This is a genomic window from Marinobacter sp. UBA3604 (genome assembly GCF_002375325.1).
GTDB lineage: Bacteria > Pseudomonadota > Gammaproteobacteria > Pseudomonadales > Oleiphilaceae > Marinobacter > Marinobacter salarius.
Genome location: NZ_DFMB01000004.1, coordinates 19,639 through 35,170, shown reverse-complemented (window position 1 = coordinate 35,170; position 15,532 = coordinate 19,639). Strand labels below are relative to the sequence as shown.

Sequence of the window (15,532 nt, the reverse complement as noted above, 5' to 3'; positions counted from 1 at the left end):
CGCCATGCCTGGCGCACAACGAATAAGGGCCGGTCAAAGACCGGCCCTTATTGAGATGGTAGCGGGGGCAGGATTCGAACCTACGACCTTCGGGTTATGAGCCCGACGAGCTACCAGACTGCTCCACCCCGCATCAAACTGCTGGTTAACCGGGTAAGGCCCCGATCAACGAGGTGCGCATAGTACGGGGCGTTGATGCGTCTGTCAAAGGGAAAAATGAATTTTTTCGCCAACTTACCGCTCAAGTATGGCCGTCACCCCCTGCCCCCCTGCGGCGCAGATGGAGATCAGGCCACGGCCACTGCCCTTCTCTTCCAGCAGCTTCGCCAGAGTGGCCACAATACGCCCACCGGTCGCCGCGAAGGGATGGCCGGTGGCCAGACTGCTGCCCTTGACGTTCAGTTTGTTTCGATCAATGCTCCCCAGCGGCTTTTCCAGACCCAACCGGTCCTTGCAGAACGCAGGGTCTTCCCAGGCCTTCAGGGTGGAGAGCACCTGGGCGGCGAACGCTTCATGGATTTCGTAGAAGTCGAAATCCTGCAGCGTCAGCCCGGCTTTTTCAAGCATGCGTGGCACGGCGTAAGCAGGTGCCATCAGCAGGCCCTCCTTCTTGTCGACGAAGTCCACTGCAGCCACCTCGGAGAACGTCAGGTACGCCTTGATCTCCATGTTGTTGGCTTTTGCCCACTCTTCACTGGCCAGCAGCACACAGGAGGCACCATCCGTCAGCGCAGTGCTGTTGGCGGCGGTCATGGTGCCGTTCTCACGATCAAATACGGGCTTGAGCGTCGCCAGCTTTTCAAGGGTCGTGTCCGGGCGCAGAATGTTGTCTTTCTCCAGGCCTGCCAGTGGGGTCATCAGATCCTTGAAAAAACCTTCATCATACGCGGATGCCAGTTTCTGATGGCTCTCATAGGCCAGCTTGTCCTGCTCGTCGCGGGGGATGGACCACTCGCGGGCGGTAATCTGACAGTGCCCCCCCATGGACAACCCCGTTCTGGGTTCGCCGTTTTGCGGAATTTCCGGTTTCAGATGGCTCGGACGAAAACGACTGAGCACTTTCAGGCGTTCTCCGGCTGTCTTGGCCCGATTCAGATCCAGAAGAATTTCACGCAGACCCTCGCCTACCCCAATCGGCGCATCCGAGGTGGTATCAGTGCCGCCAGCGATGCCGCACTCGATCTGCCCTAACGCAATCTTGTTGGCCACCAGAATGGCCGCTTCGAGGCCCGTACCGCAGGCCTGCTGGATATCGTAGGCGGGTGTTTCCGGCGCCAGGCCACTACTCAGCGCGGATTCCCGGGTCAGGTTAAAATCCCTGGAGTGTTTGATAACCGCGCCAGCAACGACCTCTCCAAGGCGCTGCCCCTCCAGCCCGAAGCGATCAACCAGTCCTCGCAGCGCACTCGTCAGCAACTCCTGGTTGCTGACCTTGCTATACGCGGTGTTGGAGCGGGCAAAAGGAACCCGGTTGCCACCAATAATGGCAACCCGGCGGATATCGCTTTTAGCGGCCGTGGTCTTCTTTGCCGTCGACGTTTTCTTTTGGGTGCTTTTCGGTGCCTGTGCCATGATGATGTCCTGTTTAAACGAGTGTATCCGTTGCGTTGCAGTCTAGCGCCAACCGGGCCCGGCTCATTGGCATCCCTGACAACCGTAACAGGGCATTGAGTCAATTCAAAAGCGGCCGGATTCTTTAACCTGTACGCCGATATTCGTTTCGCAAAAGGAAAATGCCATGTCTGATCGCTATCTCAAGTTCGTCAATACTCCGTTTGGCAAGACCGCCGCCCAGTCCCTGGGGCTGCCCGCCCCGGTTCCCCTGAAACGCTGGAAGCGCGCGGACCAGCCGTTTATTGAGGGCGACGTGCTGATCGGCGCTGCCAACAGCAGCAAAGCTATCTCGACGATTGGAAAGGTGCTGGGCGCCAGCGCCGCAAAACTCTTTCATGCCAGCGCCATGGATACTCTGAACGATTCTGCCAAAAGCGGCAACAAGGCCGAAGCCTTGCCCCTGAACGCGGAAATTGATCGCAAATTCTCCGCCCTGGTGTTTGATGCCACGGGTATGAAAGACACCACCGATCTGAAAGCGGTTTACGATTTCTTTCACCCCACCATCCGCAAGCTGGCGGGCAACGGTCGAGTGCTGGTGATAGGCCAGGACCCAAGCACCTGTCGCCAACCCGCCAAGGCCGCTGCCCATCAGGCACTGGAAGGCTTCGTGCGCAGTGTCGGCAAGGAAGTCGGCAAGAAAGGAGCTACCGCGAACCTACTGTGGATGGCCCCCGGGGCCGAACAGCAACTGGAGTCCAGCATCCGGTTCTTTTTATCGCCCCGATCGGCCTATGTCTCTGGCCAGGTAACCCGCATCAGTAAGGGAGCGACCGCTCACGCCAGCAACCCTGTCGCGCCGCTGGCCGGAAAGATTGCACTGGTAACCGGTGCGTCCCGCGGCATTGGCGCGTCTATTGCCGAAACCCTGTCGCGGGATGGCGCCACGGTCATTGGCCTGGATATCCCACCGGCCCTTGAGGACCTGCAGAAAGTTATGGCCCCCATCAAGGGTAAGGCGATGGCGTGTGATATTACGGATGAGAAAGCGCCAAAACAGATTGCAGACTTTGTGAAGGAACATTTCGAAGGCATTGATCTGGTCATCCACAACGCCGGCATCACCCGTGACAAAACCCTGGGCAACATGCCCGAGCACTTCTGGGATATGACCATTGCCGTGAACCTGACCGCCGAGGAACTGATCGACGAAGAGCTGATGCACCAGGAGCTGCTGAGTGAAAACGGACGCATTGTCTGCATTTCCTCCATCAGCGGCATTGCTGGCAACTTTGGCCAGACCAATTACTCCACCGCCAAGTGCGGCGTGATCGGCTATGTAGAGGCGATGGCAAAACAGGTGAAAAACGGCGTGACCATCAACGCGATAGCGCCCGGGTTCATCGAAACCCAGATGACGGCCGCTATGCCGATTACCATTCGCGAGGCCGGCCGGCGCATGAACAGCTTGTCTCAGGGCGGTTTGCCAGTCGACGTGGCCGAGGCTATTGCGTGGTACTGCAATCCTGCATCAAACGGCGTGAACGGGAACGTTGTTCGGGTTTGCGGGCAATCGTTGATTGGGAAATAACAAGGGGAAAATGGTGGGTGGTACTGGGATCGAACCAGTGACCCTCGCCTTGTAAGGGCGATGCTCTCCCAGCTGAGCTAACCACCCGGGATCTGGAAACAAAAAATGGCGGAGCGGACGGGACTCGAACCCGCGACCCCCGGCGTGACAGGCCGGTATTCTAACCAGCTGAACTACCGCTCCGCATCAATCCCGGCCTGATCGGCCTTAGGGACCTGAAACCGGGCGGGGTGGCCCGGCGATGCTGAAAAGTGGTGGGCGGTACTGGGATCGAACCAGTGACCCTCGCCTTGTAAGGGCGATGCTCTCCCAGCTGAGCTAACCGCCCACTTTTACAGCACACTGGCGAGTCAGCGTTGCTGTCTCAACCAAGTGAGACGCGCATTTTAAGCATTTGTCTGGCGGTGTCAAATTTTTTCCGGAGTTTTTCTCAAAAAACCTGCAACTCGTTAAAAAATGTACAATTTTCAATCAAGCCTGTTTATCACTCCCGGTTTTCTTTGCCGCCTTCACAGACTTCAACCGAGTGGCTTTCTGTCCTGCCTTCCTCGCCTTGTGATCAAGTGACAGCTCGTTCACACGCGACTTTCGATCCGCGGGCAATGCCCGATCCGCCAGCGAGCAATTGAGATGATCAAGACGTTTTCTGAGGCTAGCTATCCGGTGGCCTGCGTTTTCCAGTGCCTCGGGAAGCAATTCTCCGGAAAGCCGGCGAAACGTTAGTTGTAATGAATCTCTCAGCGACATGATCCGGCAACCCTCTGAATACGGACACCTCACAGTCTAGTAACCGAAACCGGAAACAACAATTCGCAGTACACCAGATCGGCGACGTTAGAATATCCACCAACCGCCACCAGATTCTGCCTCTTCCCGACGCTCCCGCTCCTGTTCCAACGCCGCATACTCCCGCTCCAGTTCCCGCAATCGACGATCGCTTTCAAGAGGCACGGTAGGGCCACCGCCAAAGGGCCAGTACCAAGGCGTTTCGTCATACTTCCCCTGCTCTCTCAGGCGCTCGATCTCAGCCGCTCGCTCCTCTTCCAGAAGAACCAGATTGCGCTCGTAGTCTGCGTCCTCATTCACCTCAACAATGGAGGTCGCAGCGTGATTAGGGGCAAGCAAATCACTATTCAGAAAACGCGTGGAGACAATTTCTTTGGCCTGCATAGCGTAATCACGGGTCACGAGCTGCAAGTCGCCAGACCTCAGGGGGTGGTCTTCGGCGAGTTCAGGATGGCTGCTCTCCGGCTCTTGCAACTCATTGTAACGCAGGTAATACACCCTCCCGGGTTCGACCTTGAGCGTGGCGTCTGCAATCAGGCTCAGGCTGAACGAATTGAGCCCCTCAAGCCCCAGCAGTGGCCGGCGGATGGCGATATGCCGCTCGCCAGGGGCAACTTCAAGCCAGGTAAAACTGTCGTTTCGAATATTGAAATAGTGGTGGTCGTCTATGTAAACGCTTGGCGCCTCGATCTCGTCCGCAGCCCACTGGGAATGGGTGCGGTAGAAATAGAGAACCGCATTGCTGCGATCCCACTCATCATTGCCGATATGAACGAAATCGTGCCCGGATACCGGGTGCAAAAACGAGCCAACGCTTTTACCGATGGACTGGTACACCGTGCAGCCGGCACCAGAAACCAACAGCAAAGCCACAAATACGGCCGCCAGTGGCCGGGGGAAACCGGGAAAAAGAAATCGGGTTGTCATTGTTGTGCACTCTTCATCCTTTCGCGAGTTGTCCCGATCATAACAACTGCAATCTCGCGGAACTGAGAGCTACCGCAAGGGATGAATACAAACTGTTACAAAGCACAGCAGGCCCTGCCTGCCCTGCTGTGCCTGCTTACCCGTTCGCAGCCGCCTTCTATTGGCCGGACATCCGCGAGCGCAGATCATTGACCTCTTCCGACAGGCGAACCAGCCTTGAGGTTAATTGCGCCCGCGAAGAGTCAATCGAAGACACGGTTTCCCTCAGCCCCGCCAGATCTTTGCGAACGGCATCCAGCTGGCTGCCGCTGGACAGGTTATTGGTGGCCTTTTCCAACGCCGCAATACGGCTTTCCAGGCCATCAATGGTGAGGTTTTGCTCTCGCTCGAAACGCAACAGCTGGCGCTCCACCAGCTTGTCCACTCCGGCCAGGGATTCATCCAGCTTCGTCAATTGTGAGGCATTCTCCTGGCCAGTTTCGCGAACGGCGGTAAGCTGCCGCTCAAAGTCCGATTGAACCTTGTCCAGCCTGGAGGACACCGTTGCCTCCAGCTCCTTGACCGAGGCAGACAAAGCTTCCCGCTGGCTGTTGCCGCTATCCACATCTGACCTCAAGGATTCCAACTTGGCCTGGTGGTCGTCGAGCCGCTTGCGGTTGCGGTCATTAGCAACCCCCCACAGCTTGGCGATCTCGCTGTCAGCCGTATTGAGGCGTTCCTTGTGGGACGCCAGCGTGTCTTCAATGGATTGCCCTTTCTCCTGCAGGTTCTCGCCGGTCTCGGAAAGTTCCCCCTCAAACCGGGCCAGCGCCAGTTTGCTTTGGCGCGCCCAGTAATCCGCTTCTTCCAGCTGACCTTCCAGTGCCTGTATACGCTGCTCTTGCTGATACCAGCCAGCGCCCGCCGCTCCGGCAACAATCAACAGCGCGATCAACAACACTGCACTGCGGCCCGAACCACCACCGCCAGATGTTTTCCGGCGTTTTCCAGCAGGTTTGCCCGGGCCGCCATTACCGGCCGACTCTGGCACGGGTGCTTGGCGTTTTTTGCGCTCTTCCACTTTATTGCCGGGCACGCCGGTACGTACTTCATCATCATCTGGACGGATTGGTTCCATAACAGCTCCGGTATATGGACGGTAACGTTAATAAAGCACGATAATACCCGTACCTTGCGACTCAGCAAAATGACGGCCAGGAGAGCTGACAGTATGCGCTCCTTGGCCATCGACTGTTTGCATGGCCACGGGGCCTTACATACAATGTCCGGCTTTCTCACATATCAGGACTGTTGCATATGCAGCCGCTTGTAGGACTCATCATGGGCTCGAAGTCTGACTGGCCCACCATGGAACACGCCGCCGAGATGCTGGACAAGCTGGGCGTGCCTTACGAGACGAAGGTTGTCTCTGCCCACCGTACGCCGGATTTGCTGTTTGATTATGCCAAGACTGCCTCTGATCGGGGCCTGAAGGTGATCATTGCCGGCGCGGGCGGTGCTGCTCACCTGCCTGGCATGGTCGCGTCACAAACGTCACTGCCAGTCCTTGGTGTTCCCGTCCAGTCCAAAGCACTCAACGGTCTTGATTCGCTGCTGTCCATCGTACAAATGCCCGGCGGCATTGCGGTTGGCACCCTGGCAATTGGTAAAGCCGGTGCCACTAACGCTGGCCTGCTGGCGGCTCAGATTATCGGTACATTCAAGGACGATGTCCGTATAGCGGTCGATGAGTTTCGCGCTACACAGACACAGACAATCCTGGATAATCCTGATCCCAGCGATCAATAATCAGGCATCGGACTTTGGTGTACGAGCGGGTGGGGGATGCTTTCCAAAACACGCTCCTTGCGGCACATCCATGTGGCGCTTGGGCTCCGCCATCCATGGCTCCGCACAGTTTTGGAAAGCATCCCCCACCCACTCCCCGAACTAATGCAGATGCCTACTAATTAAAGGCAGGAGACAACGAATGAGAATTGGTGTTTTAGGGGCCGGTCAGCTTGGCCGGATGTTGGCTCTGGCTGGCTACCCGTTGGCCAAGACGTTTGTTTTCTATGATATGTCAGGTAATCCCAGTGCCGGGCTGGGTGAAGTGATTATTGATCGAGACGGTCAATACCTGGACGACCTCATTTCCCGGGTAGATCGGGTCACCTATGAGTTCGAACACTTGCCGGTGGACGTAGCAGAGCGAATTGCCAAAGAAAAGCCGGTTCACCCCTGCCCCCGAGCGCTGCAGGTTTGCCAGAATCGAGAAGCTGAAAAGACGCTCTTTGGCGAGCTTGGCATTCCCACACCAGAATGGAGAATTGCAGACAGCGCAGAGTCATTGCAGGCCGCTGCCGAAGAACTCGGTTGCCCGGTGGTTGCCAAATCCAACACCGAAGGTTATGACGGCAAGGGACAGGCAGTTCTTCGTTCACCGGAAGACGCAGCAGAGGCCTGGAAATCCATTGGTCATCCGCGTCTGATCGTCGAGAAATTCGTCGAGTTTCGCCGCGAAGTCTCCATTATTGCCGTGCGTGCCGAGGATGGCGAACTGGCCTTCTATCCGATGGCGGAAAACGCTCATCACGAAGGCATCCTGCGTTATTCCATTGCTCCGGCACCAAAGCTGGAAAAACATGTCCAGGAAGACGCAGAACGTTACATCAAGGCGCTGCTGAACGAACTGAATTACGTCGGCGTACTAACGCTTGAACTCTTTGAAACCGCCGAAGGTCTGGTCGCCAACGAAATGGCACCGCGGGTCCACAACTCTGGGCACTGGACCATCGAGGGTGCCATGACCAGCCAGTTCGAGAACCACATCCGCGCCGTGAGCGGCCACCCCTTGGGAAGCACCGACGCTCGCGGTGTCAGCTGCATGATCAACATTATTGCCGAGCATGGCGACATTGAACGAATCCTTGAACTGCCTTACGCTCATGTACACCTCTACAATAAAGGCGAGCGCCCGGGCCGGAAACTTGGCCATGTGACCGTTCTGGCGGACAGCTACGAAGAATTGGTCTGGCGGGTAAAGAACTGCGCCCAGTTTTTACCCGGTTGTCCAGAGTTTAAGAGCACCCTGTCTGAGCAGTAGGCAGGGTGCACACAAGGGGTTGATATAACTCAAAGCGCCCCTATATTTAATAATGGCTTACATACACATAAACAGAGAGAATCAGGGAGAACGACCTCATGGCATTTGAACTTCCCGCACTGCCCTATGAAAAGAACGCACTGGAACCACACATCTCTCAGGAGACTCTTGAGTACCATTACGGCAAGCACCACAACACTTACGTAACCAAGCTCAACGGTCTGGTCGAAGGCACCGACAACGCCAACAAATCGCTCGAAGACATTATCAAGAGCGCCAGCGGCCCACTGTTCAACAACGCTGCCCAGGTCTGGAACCACACCTTTTACTGGCATTGCCTGAGCCCGAACGGTGGTGGTGAGCCTACGGGAGCGGCCAAGGACGCGATCGAAAAAGCCTTTGGTTCTTTCGAAGACTTCAAGAAAGAATTTAACGACAAGGCCGCCAACAACTTTGGTTCAGGCTGGACCTGGCTGGTGAAGAAGGCCGACGGCAGCGTTGCCATTGTTAATACCAGCAATGCCGAAACGCCGCTGACAACCGCCGACAAGCCGGTACTGACGGTCGACGTCTGGGAACACGCGTACTACATCGACTATCGCAATTCCCGTCCGAATTATCTGGAAGCGTTCTGGAAACTGGTTAACTGGGATTTCGTCAACGAAAACTTGGCATAACTGCGCTTCGGATACCTTGCAGGTCACAACCTGCACGCAAAAACGCCCGCGCATTCGCGGGCGTTTTCGTATCTGTGATACAAACGATCTTACAAATTGATACACCCGTAGCCTGAATTATCTGGAAGAATTGCCGATACTGGGTACAGTAGGTGAAAACTGAACCATACTTGAAAAAGAATATGTCAGCCGAGAGCCCCTTTGCCCCAGGTGAGCGATACCGGGTCTCATTCAGTTGGAACGAATCAAACAGGCCTCCATGCAAAATTCTTATGAGGTAGAACATCGCCTGGGGTACCGGGTGCTGCGATGGGTACTCGCCGTGGCGTTAATTAGCGGGGTCATCGTCAGCACCGTACAGGTCATCCTTGATGCCGGACGGGTATCGCAGTCTCTCGATGATCAGGCGCGGCAAACCATGGCACTGGTCAAGGACGCATCAACCCAGGCCGTTTTCAGTATCGATGCTGACCTTGCCCAACAGGTGGTCGACGGCCTGTTTGCTCAGGAAGCCATGCGTGTCGCACGCATCACCCACCCCGACGGCGAACCTCTCGGCAGCCGTGACCGCCCTTTGAAGGAAAGCGCCTCCCGCCGGATTACGGACCCGATTTTTGAATCTGAACGTTACTATCGCAAAGAACTTTCCCGGGGCACTGGCACCGGCAATGTTTACGGTTACCTTGAGCTAAAGTACGACACCGGTCCGGCTGCCCGAACCTGGCTTGAGCGCGCCTCTATCACCTTTGCCTCCGGCATCGCTATTGCCGTCATTCTCGGAATGGTGCTGTTTGTGGTTTTCCATCTACTGCTGACGCGCCCACTGCTACGAATTGTACGCTCTGTTAAACAGGTCAACCCGGATCACCCCGATGACAATCTGATTCACCTGCCTCACGGCCATCAGAAAGATGAATTGGGCCTTTGGGTCAACGCCACCAACAACCTCCTGGTTGCGATTGGTGACAGCCAGACCCGACACCGGGAAGCAGAAGATCGTGTTACCCGGCTCTCAAGGTACGATCAGCTAACCGGCCTGCCCAGCCGAGACACCTTCATGGAGTTGCTCCAGGCCGATATTGCAGACGCCAGTGATGACAACTTGGTCCTGTCACTGATCTGTTGTGGCATCGATGACTTCAAGTCCATCAACGAGCAGTGCGGTTTCCGCACCGGCGACATGATCCTGCAAACCGTGGCCGATCGCCTTACGCAGAAGCTCGGCGGTACGCGCTTTACCATCGCCCGACTGGGCAGCGACCAATTTGTTGTGGTGGAGAAGGGATTGAGAGACGGATTTCAGGCCGCCGACACTGCCGACCGTATACTGGCCTCTCTAAGCAGCCCGATGATCTTCGATGAGCAGACCATCACCATGACCGCCACCCTCGGCATCGCCCTGTTTCCAGGAGACGCGAGTCAAGCCGACAGGTTGCTGCAAAACGCCGAACAAACCATGGCCCTGGCCAAGGAAGGCGGACACAATTATTTCCAATTCTACGTTGCCAGCGTTGACCAGGAAATTCGTGAACGCAAACAGCTTGAGAAAGATCTCTCCATCGCACTCCACAACCAGCAGTTCCACTTGGTTTACCAACCACAGATCAACCTGGAAACCCACCGGATTATCGGGGCGGAAGCGCTGATTCGCTGGGAACATCCAGAGAAGGGCCTTGTGCCACCGGATCACTTCATACCGGTGGCCGAGATGAACGGCAGTATCGTGGAAATCGGCCAGTGGGTTCTGGATCAGGCCTGCTGGCAGGCGGCGCGCTGGGCCAGCGACGGCATGCCCCTGCGCATTGCGATCAACCTTTCAGCGGTACAATTACGTCAGAACCACATCGTGGACGAGATTCTGGATACCCTGAAACGCCACAACATCCCCGCCGGACGTCTTGAACTGGAAGTGACCGAAACCAGTTTCATGACCAATCTGGAAGACGCCGTGAAGAAGCTGAAACGCCTGCATAAAGCGGGCATCAGCATAGCGGTGGATGATTTCGGTACCGGTTACTCTTCCCTGACCTACCTCAAGCGCATGCCGGTCCAGCATCTGAAAATCGACAAGCAGTTCATTCATGACCTGCTTGTCAACGAGGAAGACACCCGCATTGCCAACACCATCATCGACCTTGGCAAGAGTCTGAATCTGACGGTAGTGGCTGAAGGCGTTGAGACCGCGGAACAGGAATACTACCTCGCGCAGCGTGGCTGCAAACTGGCCCAGGGCTACTACTTCAGCAAGCCGCTCAAACCCCACGATTTCGAGGTATTTGTTGCTGGCTTTCACAACAAAATTGTCGAAAATAATGTCTGACCACTGAGTCACCCCACCAGGAACGCAAGGAGCCGCCCATGGGAACCACACTGATCGGCCTGATTGTTATTGCAGTTGTTGTTGTCTACATCGTGTTTATCTACAACCGCCTGGTATCCCTAAGAAACCAGTTCAAGAACGGATTTGCCCAGATTGATGTTCAACTCCAGCGCCGCCACGACCTGATTCCCAACCTGGTGGAATCGGCCAAGGCCTACCTTTCCCACGAGCGCAACACCCTTACCGAAGTGATGGAAGCCCGGAATAATGCGGTCAGCGCTCAGAAGGACGCTGCGGGCGACCCAGCAGATGGAGCCAAAATCCAGCGCCTGGGAAGCGCCGAGAACATGCTCTCCAAAGCGCTCGCCAACTTTTACGCCGTGGCGGAAAACTACCCAGAGCTTAAAGCCAACGAAACCATCCAGCAGTTGATGGAAGAGCTTTCCAGCACAGAGAACCGGGTTTCCTTTGCCCGCCAGGCCTACAACGATGGCGTCATGGGCTACAACATCTTCCGTGAACAGTTCCCCAACAACATCGTGGCCGGACTGTTCGCTTTCAAACCTTCCTCCCAGCTGGAGCTGGAATCTCCTGAGGCCCGTCAGGCGCCGAAAGTCGCCTTCTGAGGCCCGTTGCCATGGCACATCCCGGTTTTTTCCAGCGCCAGGCCAGCGCCCGTCGCAACACGGGCTTGCTGGTGGCTCTGTTTCTGGCCGCGGTCGTGATCATCACGCTCCTGGTTTGTCTGGTGGGTTATCTGGTAACCCGCAGCGAATACACCGGGCTGGCGTTTGCCGACTGGCTACTGAGCCGCCATGGGCTGTATACAGCGATAGCGGTCGTTGCCCTGATCGGTATTGGCTCTCTGATCCGCTGGGCGGACCTGTCGGGCGGTGGCGAGCGTGTTGCAAAAATGGTCGGCGCCCGTGCGATTGACCCCGCCACCAGGGACACCGACGAGCGTAGGCTTCGCAATATCGTGGAAGAAATGTCCATCGCCAGCGGCATCAGTGTGCCCGATCTTTACGTGATGGATCATGAAACCGGCATCAACGCCTTTGTGGCCGGCTATACGCCCGGCGAGGCGGTCATGGTGGTGACCCATGGGGCCCTGACACAACTCACCCGTGATGAGCTCCAGGGCGTCGTTGGCCACGAGTTCAGCCATGTTCTCAACGGCGATATGCGTCTGAACGTCCGTTTGATCGCCATCCTGGCCGGCATCCTGATGATCGGACAGATCGGTGCCTTCCTGCTCAGGGCATCCTTCCACCGCTCCCATGTATCCAGCCACTCATCCCGTGACCGTCGGGGCCAGGCTGTTTTCGGGCTGGTAGGTTTGGCGCTGCTGGTAATCGGCTATGTGGGCGTATTCTTCGGAAGACTGATTCAGTCCGCGGTATCACGGCAACGGGAAATGCTGGCGGATGCCTCCTCGGTACAATTCACCCGTAACCCCGAAGGCATTGCCGGCGCGCTGTTCAAGATTGGCCTCAAAGGGGGCTATCTGGACACCACCAGCCATGCCAGTGACATGAACCACATGTGTTTTGGCGAAAGCGCACGCATGAAATTTGCAGCATTGCTGGCGTCCCACCCTCCGGTTCAGGAGCGTATCGAAGCCATCCAGCCGGGTATGTTTGCCCGCCTTCGCAGCAGGCTTAGAGACAGCGAACCGGGAAGTGCCCTTCGATCCATGGGCTCGCACCAAACCTCCGAAACCAGTGCAGATACGGCCCATGGAGCGGTTTCCGGCTTCAGCGCAGCCAGCCCTCGCGCCTCCACATCGCCCCTGAATACCCGGCCATCGGCAGATATCTCAACAACGGTAGGCACCGTCAACAAACGCAGCGAAGACTATGCCGTGGACCTTCTCAACCGACTGCCATCAACATTTCGCAACCTGCTTTACACCCGGGCCGGCGCCATTCAGCTGTGCTATGCGCTACTGATCTACCAGCTTCCTGAGTCATCGCAACAGAAACGGCTGGCGCTGGTCACCACCAACGCCCTCTTTGCGCCCAACGCCGACCTGTTGAACAAACTGCTGCCCGCCCTTACCTCACTGGGCGAGGCAGTACGATTCCCGGCGCTGGAACTGGCCATGCCGGCCCTGAGAAAGCTCGATCCGGATGAGCGCAACCAGTTAATGTCGTGTACGGAGGTGTTGATCAGGGCAGACAACCGTCTGAGCCTCTACGAACTGGCCATGCATACCTTTCTTCGCCGCCACCTGGCGGGAGACTCGGCCCGCCCGGTTCCGGTACGCCATCGCAGCTACCGGACAGTAACCGACCAGTTGCAAGTGCTGTTCAGCCTGATGGCCCGGGCGGGTGCTCGTCAGGGCATCGACAGCCAGGGACTGTTCACTGAGGCGATGGCAGGTTTTACCGACGGACCTAAGGAGCCGGAACTTCTGGAGACGGTGTCGATCAAGCATCTGCGGGATGCGCTTTTGGTGCTGAACACCCTGTCGCCGCTGCTAAAACCGGCAATTCTCGACGCTTGCGGCCATTGCGTGCTTGCGGATGGAGAGATCAAGACCACGGAATATGAGTTGATCCGCCTGGTGGCGGATCAACTGGACTGCCCGATGCCGCCACTGGCAGCCTGAGATCAGCCCCTTGGCCGATCAGTCAGGCTGAGGCCGGAACAGCGAGTCTTTCGTTGGCGGTCTTTCCGGGTCTGGCAGGCCCAGCTTCTTGCGCACACCGAGGTTGATCTCCCACAGGCTCTGGAACTTCTCATCCGTGGCGGCCACAGCATCGGCCTTGCCAAGCATGATCGTCGGGCGCAGGAACACCAGCAGGTTGCGTTTCACCCGGCGCTCGGATTCGGAGGAAAACAGACGCCCCAACACCGGGATATCGCCCAGCAGGGGAACCTTGCTCTTATTCACCTGCAAATCATCGGTCGTCAAACCACCCAGAACGATGGTTTCGCCATCATCTGCCAGGACCGTGGTCTTGATTTCACGCTTGTTGGTAATGATATCGGAGGCGGACTCCACGCTGTCACCAATATTCTCGGTGGTCTGCTCCACCACCAACCGTACAAGACCATCGGCGCTGATAGTGGGTGTCACCTTCAGGGTGAGACCGATATCGCGACGCTCAATCGTGGTAAATGGGTTGGTTGTACCGTCACCTGTGACAGTGGACTGACCGGTACGGAAAGGTACGTTCTGGCCAACGATGATTTCGGATTCCTGGTTATCCAGGGTAATGATACTGGGAGTAGACAGCAGATTTGCCGCCGCCGAGGTCGACAGGGCCTGCAGCAGCACGCCCCAGGAAACGCCGTTTTCATTCCGCTGGCCTGCGCCAATGGTAATACCGCCGGTGGCCGGTGCAATCACCGAATCAGAAAGGATCGCACCCAATACGTCGCCCAGGCTTCGGCCGACGTTGTTGAAGTTGGTGCCGGCTATTGGCGTGGACTCGCCGGATTCATCACCCAGTGCCAACTGGACGCCCAGATCCTGCCCCAGCTCGTCGCTGATTTCGACGATGGCCGCCTCAATCATTACCTGGGCACGGCGAACATCCAGGGCCTTAACGATCATTTCAGCTTCCTGCATCATCGACGGTTCACCGCGTACCACAAGCGCGTTCAGCCCCTCGTCGGCGAAAACGGAAAAGTTGGTGTTACGTCCGCTTCCGGCACTGCCGCCAGCACCACCAGCCCCCCCGGAAGATTCCTTGGCCACCTCACCCATCACGCCCTTGAGAATCTCAGTAAGATTCTCCGCGTCCGCGTGGCTCAGGCGAATGACCTTGGTCGTACCGCCGGTGGCTGAGGGCTGGTCCAGCTTCCTGATCAGCTCCCTCATCTTGTCACGGAAGGTTTCATCACCCCTGAGAATAAGCCGGTTGCTGCGCTCATCGGCCGTTACGCTGTACTTGCGGGCAGCGTTATCGCCACCACCCTGGCCCAATTCCGCCGGAGCCAGTTCCTGCAGCAACTCGACCATATCGCCCACCCAGGCCTCTTCGAGCTGGATCACCTCCACCTCGTATTTGGACGGACTGTCGAGCTCTCTCACAATCTGTTCGATGCGCTGGATATTGGAAGAGTGGTCGCTGACGATCAGGGCGTTGGCGGCCGCCACCCCCGCCAGGTGGCCATACTTGGCCACGAGCGGGCGCAGGATGGGCACCAGTTCGAGGGCATTGGCGTTATCGATCTGAATAACACGGGTAATCAGCTGCTCTGAGGGCACCTCCGTAAACCGCTCCAGCGACTCAGCGGATTGTTTGGCGTCCACCTGCTGAACCACCTTGATCACTTCCTCGCCGGGAATGGCGGTGAAGCCATGCACCTGCAACACGGCCAGGAACAGGTCGTAAATCTCGTCCTTGTTCATGGGGGCGCTGGACAGGACGGTCACCTTTCCCTTTACCCGTGGATCCACAACAAAGCTGTAGCCGGTGATATCGGCCACCTGGGTCACAAAGGCGCGAATGTCGGCGTCCTTGAGGTTCAGTCGCCAGGTCTCCGTTTCCTGCCCGTAAGCAACAGACATCAGGGGCATCAGCAGGGCCAGAACAAAGGCCCGGAATAATTTGGATCTGTGGTTAAGCATCTGGCGT

Annotated in this window: 11 protein-coding genes and 4 tRNA genes; 7 read left to right on the top strand and 8 right to left on the bottom strand. The window is 57.0% G+C overall.

Going from position 1 to position 15,532, the window contains the following annotated elements:
• Nucleotides 1-56: 56 nt before the first annotated feature.
• Together B2590_RS00930 and B2590_RS00925 are read right to left on the bottom strand one after the other, a co-directional pair.
• Nucleotides 57-133 (bottom strand) — tRNA-Met (locus B2590_RS00930).
• Between the two features lie 101 nt (nt 134-234).
• The gene (locus tag B2590_RS00925) at nt 235-1,572 is read right to left on the bottom strand and encodes an acetyl-CoA C-acetyltransferase (protein WP_075196447.1); all 1,338 of its coding nucleotides are present in this window, start codon (nt 1,570-1,572) and stop codon (nt 235-237) included.
• Between the two features lie 166 nt (nt 1,573-1,738).
• Between B2590_RS00925 and B2590_RS00920 the strand changes: the two genes are divergently transcribed.
• A complete protein-coding gene (locus B2590_RS00920) occupies nt 1,739-3,145 on the top strand; it encodes a 3-oxoacyl-ACP reductase (RefSeq protein WP_041332471.1) in 1,407 nt (468 codons plus the stop codon).
• Between the two features lie 11 nt (nt 3,146-3,156).
• On the opposite strand, the gene B2590_RS00915 is transcribed toward B2590_RS00920, so the two are convergent.
• From B2590_RS00915 to B2590_RS00895, 5 genes are all read right to left on the bottom strand, one after another.
• A tRNA-Val gene (locus B2590_RS00915) sits at nt 3,157-3,232 on the bottom strand.
• Nucleotides 3,233-3,251: 19 nt separating this feature from the next.
• Nucleotides 3,252-3,328: transfer RNA gene (locus B2590_RS00910), tRNA-Asp, on the bottom strand.
• Between the two features lie 69 nt (nt 3,329-3,397).
• Nucleotides 3,398-3,473 (bottom strand) — tRNA-Val (locus tag B2590_RS00905).
• Nucleotides 3,474-3,979: 506 nt separating this feature from the next.
• Nucleotides 3,980-4,858, bottom strand: coding sequence for a DUF2846 domain-containing protein (locus B2590_RS00900; RefSeq protein WP_041332469.1), 879 nt, complete (start codon nt 4,856-4,858; stop codon nt 3,980-3,982).
• 157 nt (nt 4,859-5,015) lie between these two features.
• Nucleotides 5,016-5,975 carry a hypothetical protein gene (locus B2590_RS00895; protein WP_041332468.1) on the bottom strand — a complete coding sequence of 320 codons (960 nt, stop codon included), beginning with the start codon at nt 5,973-5,975 and terminating at the stop codon, nt 5,016-5,018.
• 179 nt (nt 5,976-6,154) lie between these two features.
• Here B2590_RS00895 and purE point away from each other — a divergent pair, with 179 nt between their 5' ends.
• From purE to B2590_RS00865, 6 genes are all read left to right on the top strand, one after another.
• Nucleotides 6,155-6,646, top strand: a complete 492-nt coding sequence (gene purE, locus B2590_RS00890; RefSeq protein WP_036210119.1) for a 5-(carboxyamino)imidazole ribonucleotide mutase — start codon at nt 6,155-6,157, stop codon at nt 6,644-6,646.
• A gap of 181 nt (nt 6,647-6,827) precedes the next feature.
• Nucleotides 6,828-7,943, top strand: coding sequence for a 5-(carboxyamino)imidazole ribonucleotide synthase (locus B2590_RS00885; protein WP_126812157.1), 1,116 nt, complete (start codon nt 6,828-6,830; stop codon nt 7,941-7,943).
• Between the two features lie 98 nt (nt 7,944-8,041).
• A complete protein-coding gene (gene sodB / locus B2590_RS00880) occupies nt 8,042-8,620 on the top strand; it encodes a superoxide dismutase [Fe] (protein WP_036210113.1) in 579 nt (192 codons plus the stop codon).
• Between the two features lie 259 nt (nt 8,621-8,879).
• On the top strand, nt 8,880-10,940 hold the full coding sequence (locus tag B2590_RS00875) for a putative bifunctional diguanylate cyclase/phosphodiesterase (protein WP_126812155.1): 2,061 nt from the start codon (nt 8,880-8,882) through the stop codon (nt 10,938-10,940).
• A gap of 38 nt (nt 10,941-10,978) precedes the next feature.
• Complete coding sequence (locus tag B2590_RS00870; RefSeq protein WP_036210110.1) at nt 10,979-11,566, top strand: LemA family protein; 588 nt, start codon at nt 10,979-10,981, stop codon at nt 11,564-11,566.
• 11 nt (nt 11,567-11,577) lie between these two features.
• Nucleotides 11,578-13,554 (top strand): M48 family metallopeptidase, encoded by a 1,977-nt coding sequence (locus tag B2590_RS00865; protein WP_286810708.1) that lies wholly within the window; start codon nt 11,578-11,580, stop codon nt 13,552-13,554.
• Between the two features lie 18 nt (nt 13,555-13,572).
• Here B2590_RS00865 and gspD read toward each other — a convergent pair whose 3' ends face one another.
• On the bottom strand, nt 13,573-15,525 hold the full coding sequence (gene gspD / locus B2590_RS00860) for a type II secretion system secretin GspD (protein ID WP_041332465.1): 1,953 nt from the start codon (nt 15,523-15,525) through the stop codon (nt 13,573-13,575).
• Between the last annotated feature and the right edge of the window lie 7 nt (nt 15,526-15,532).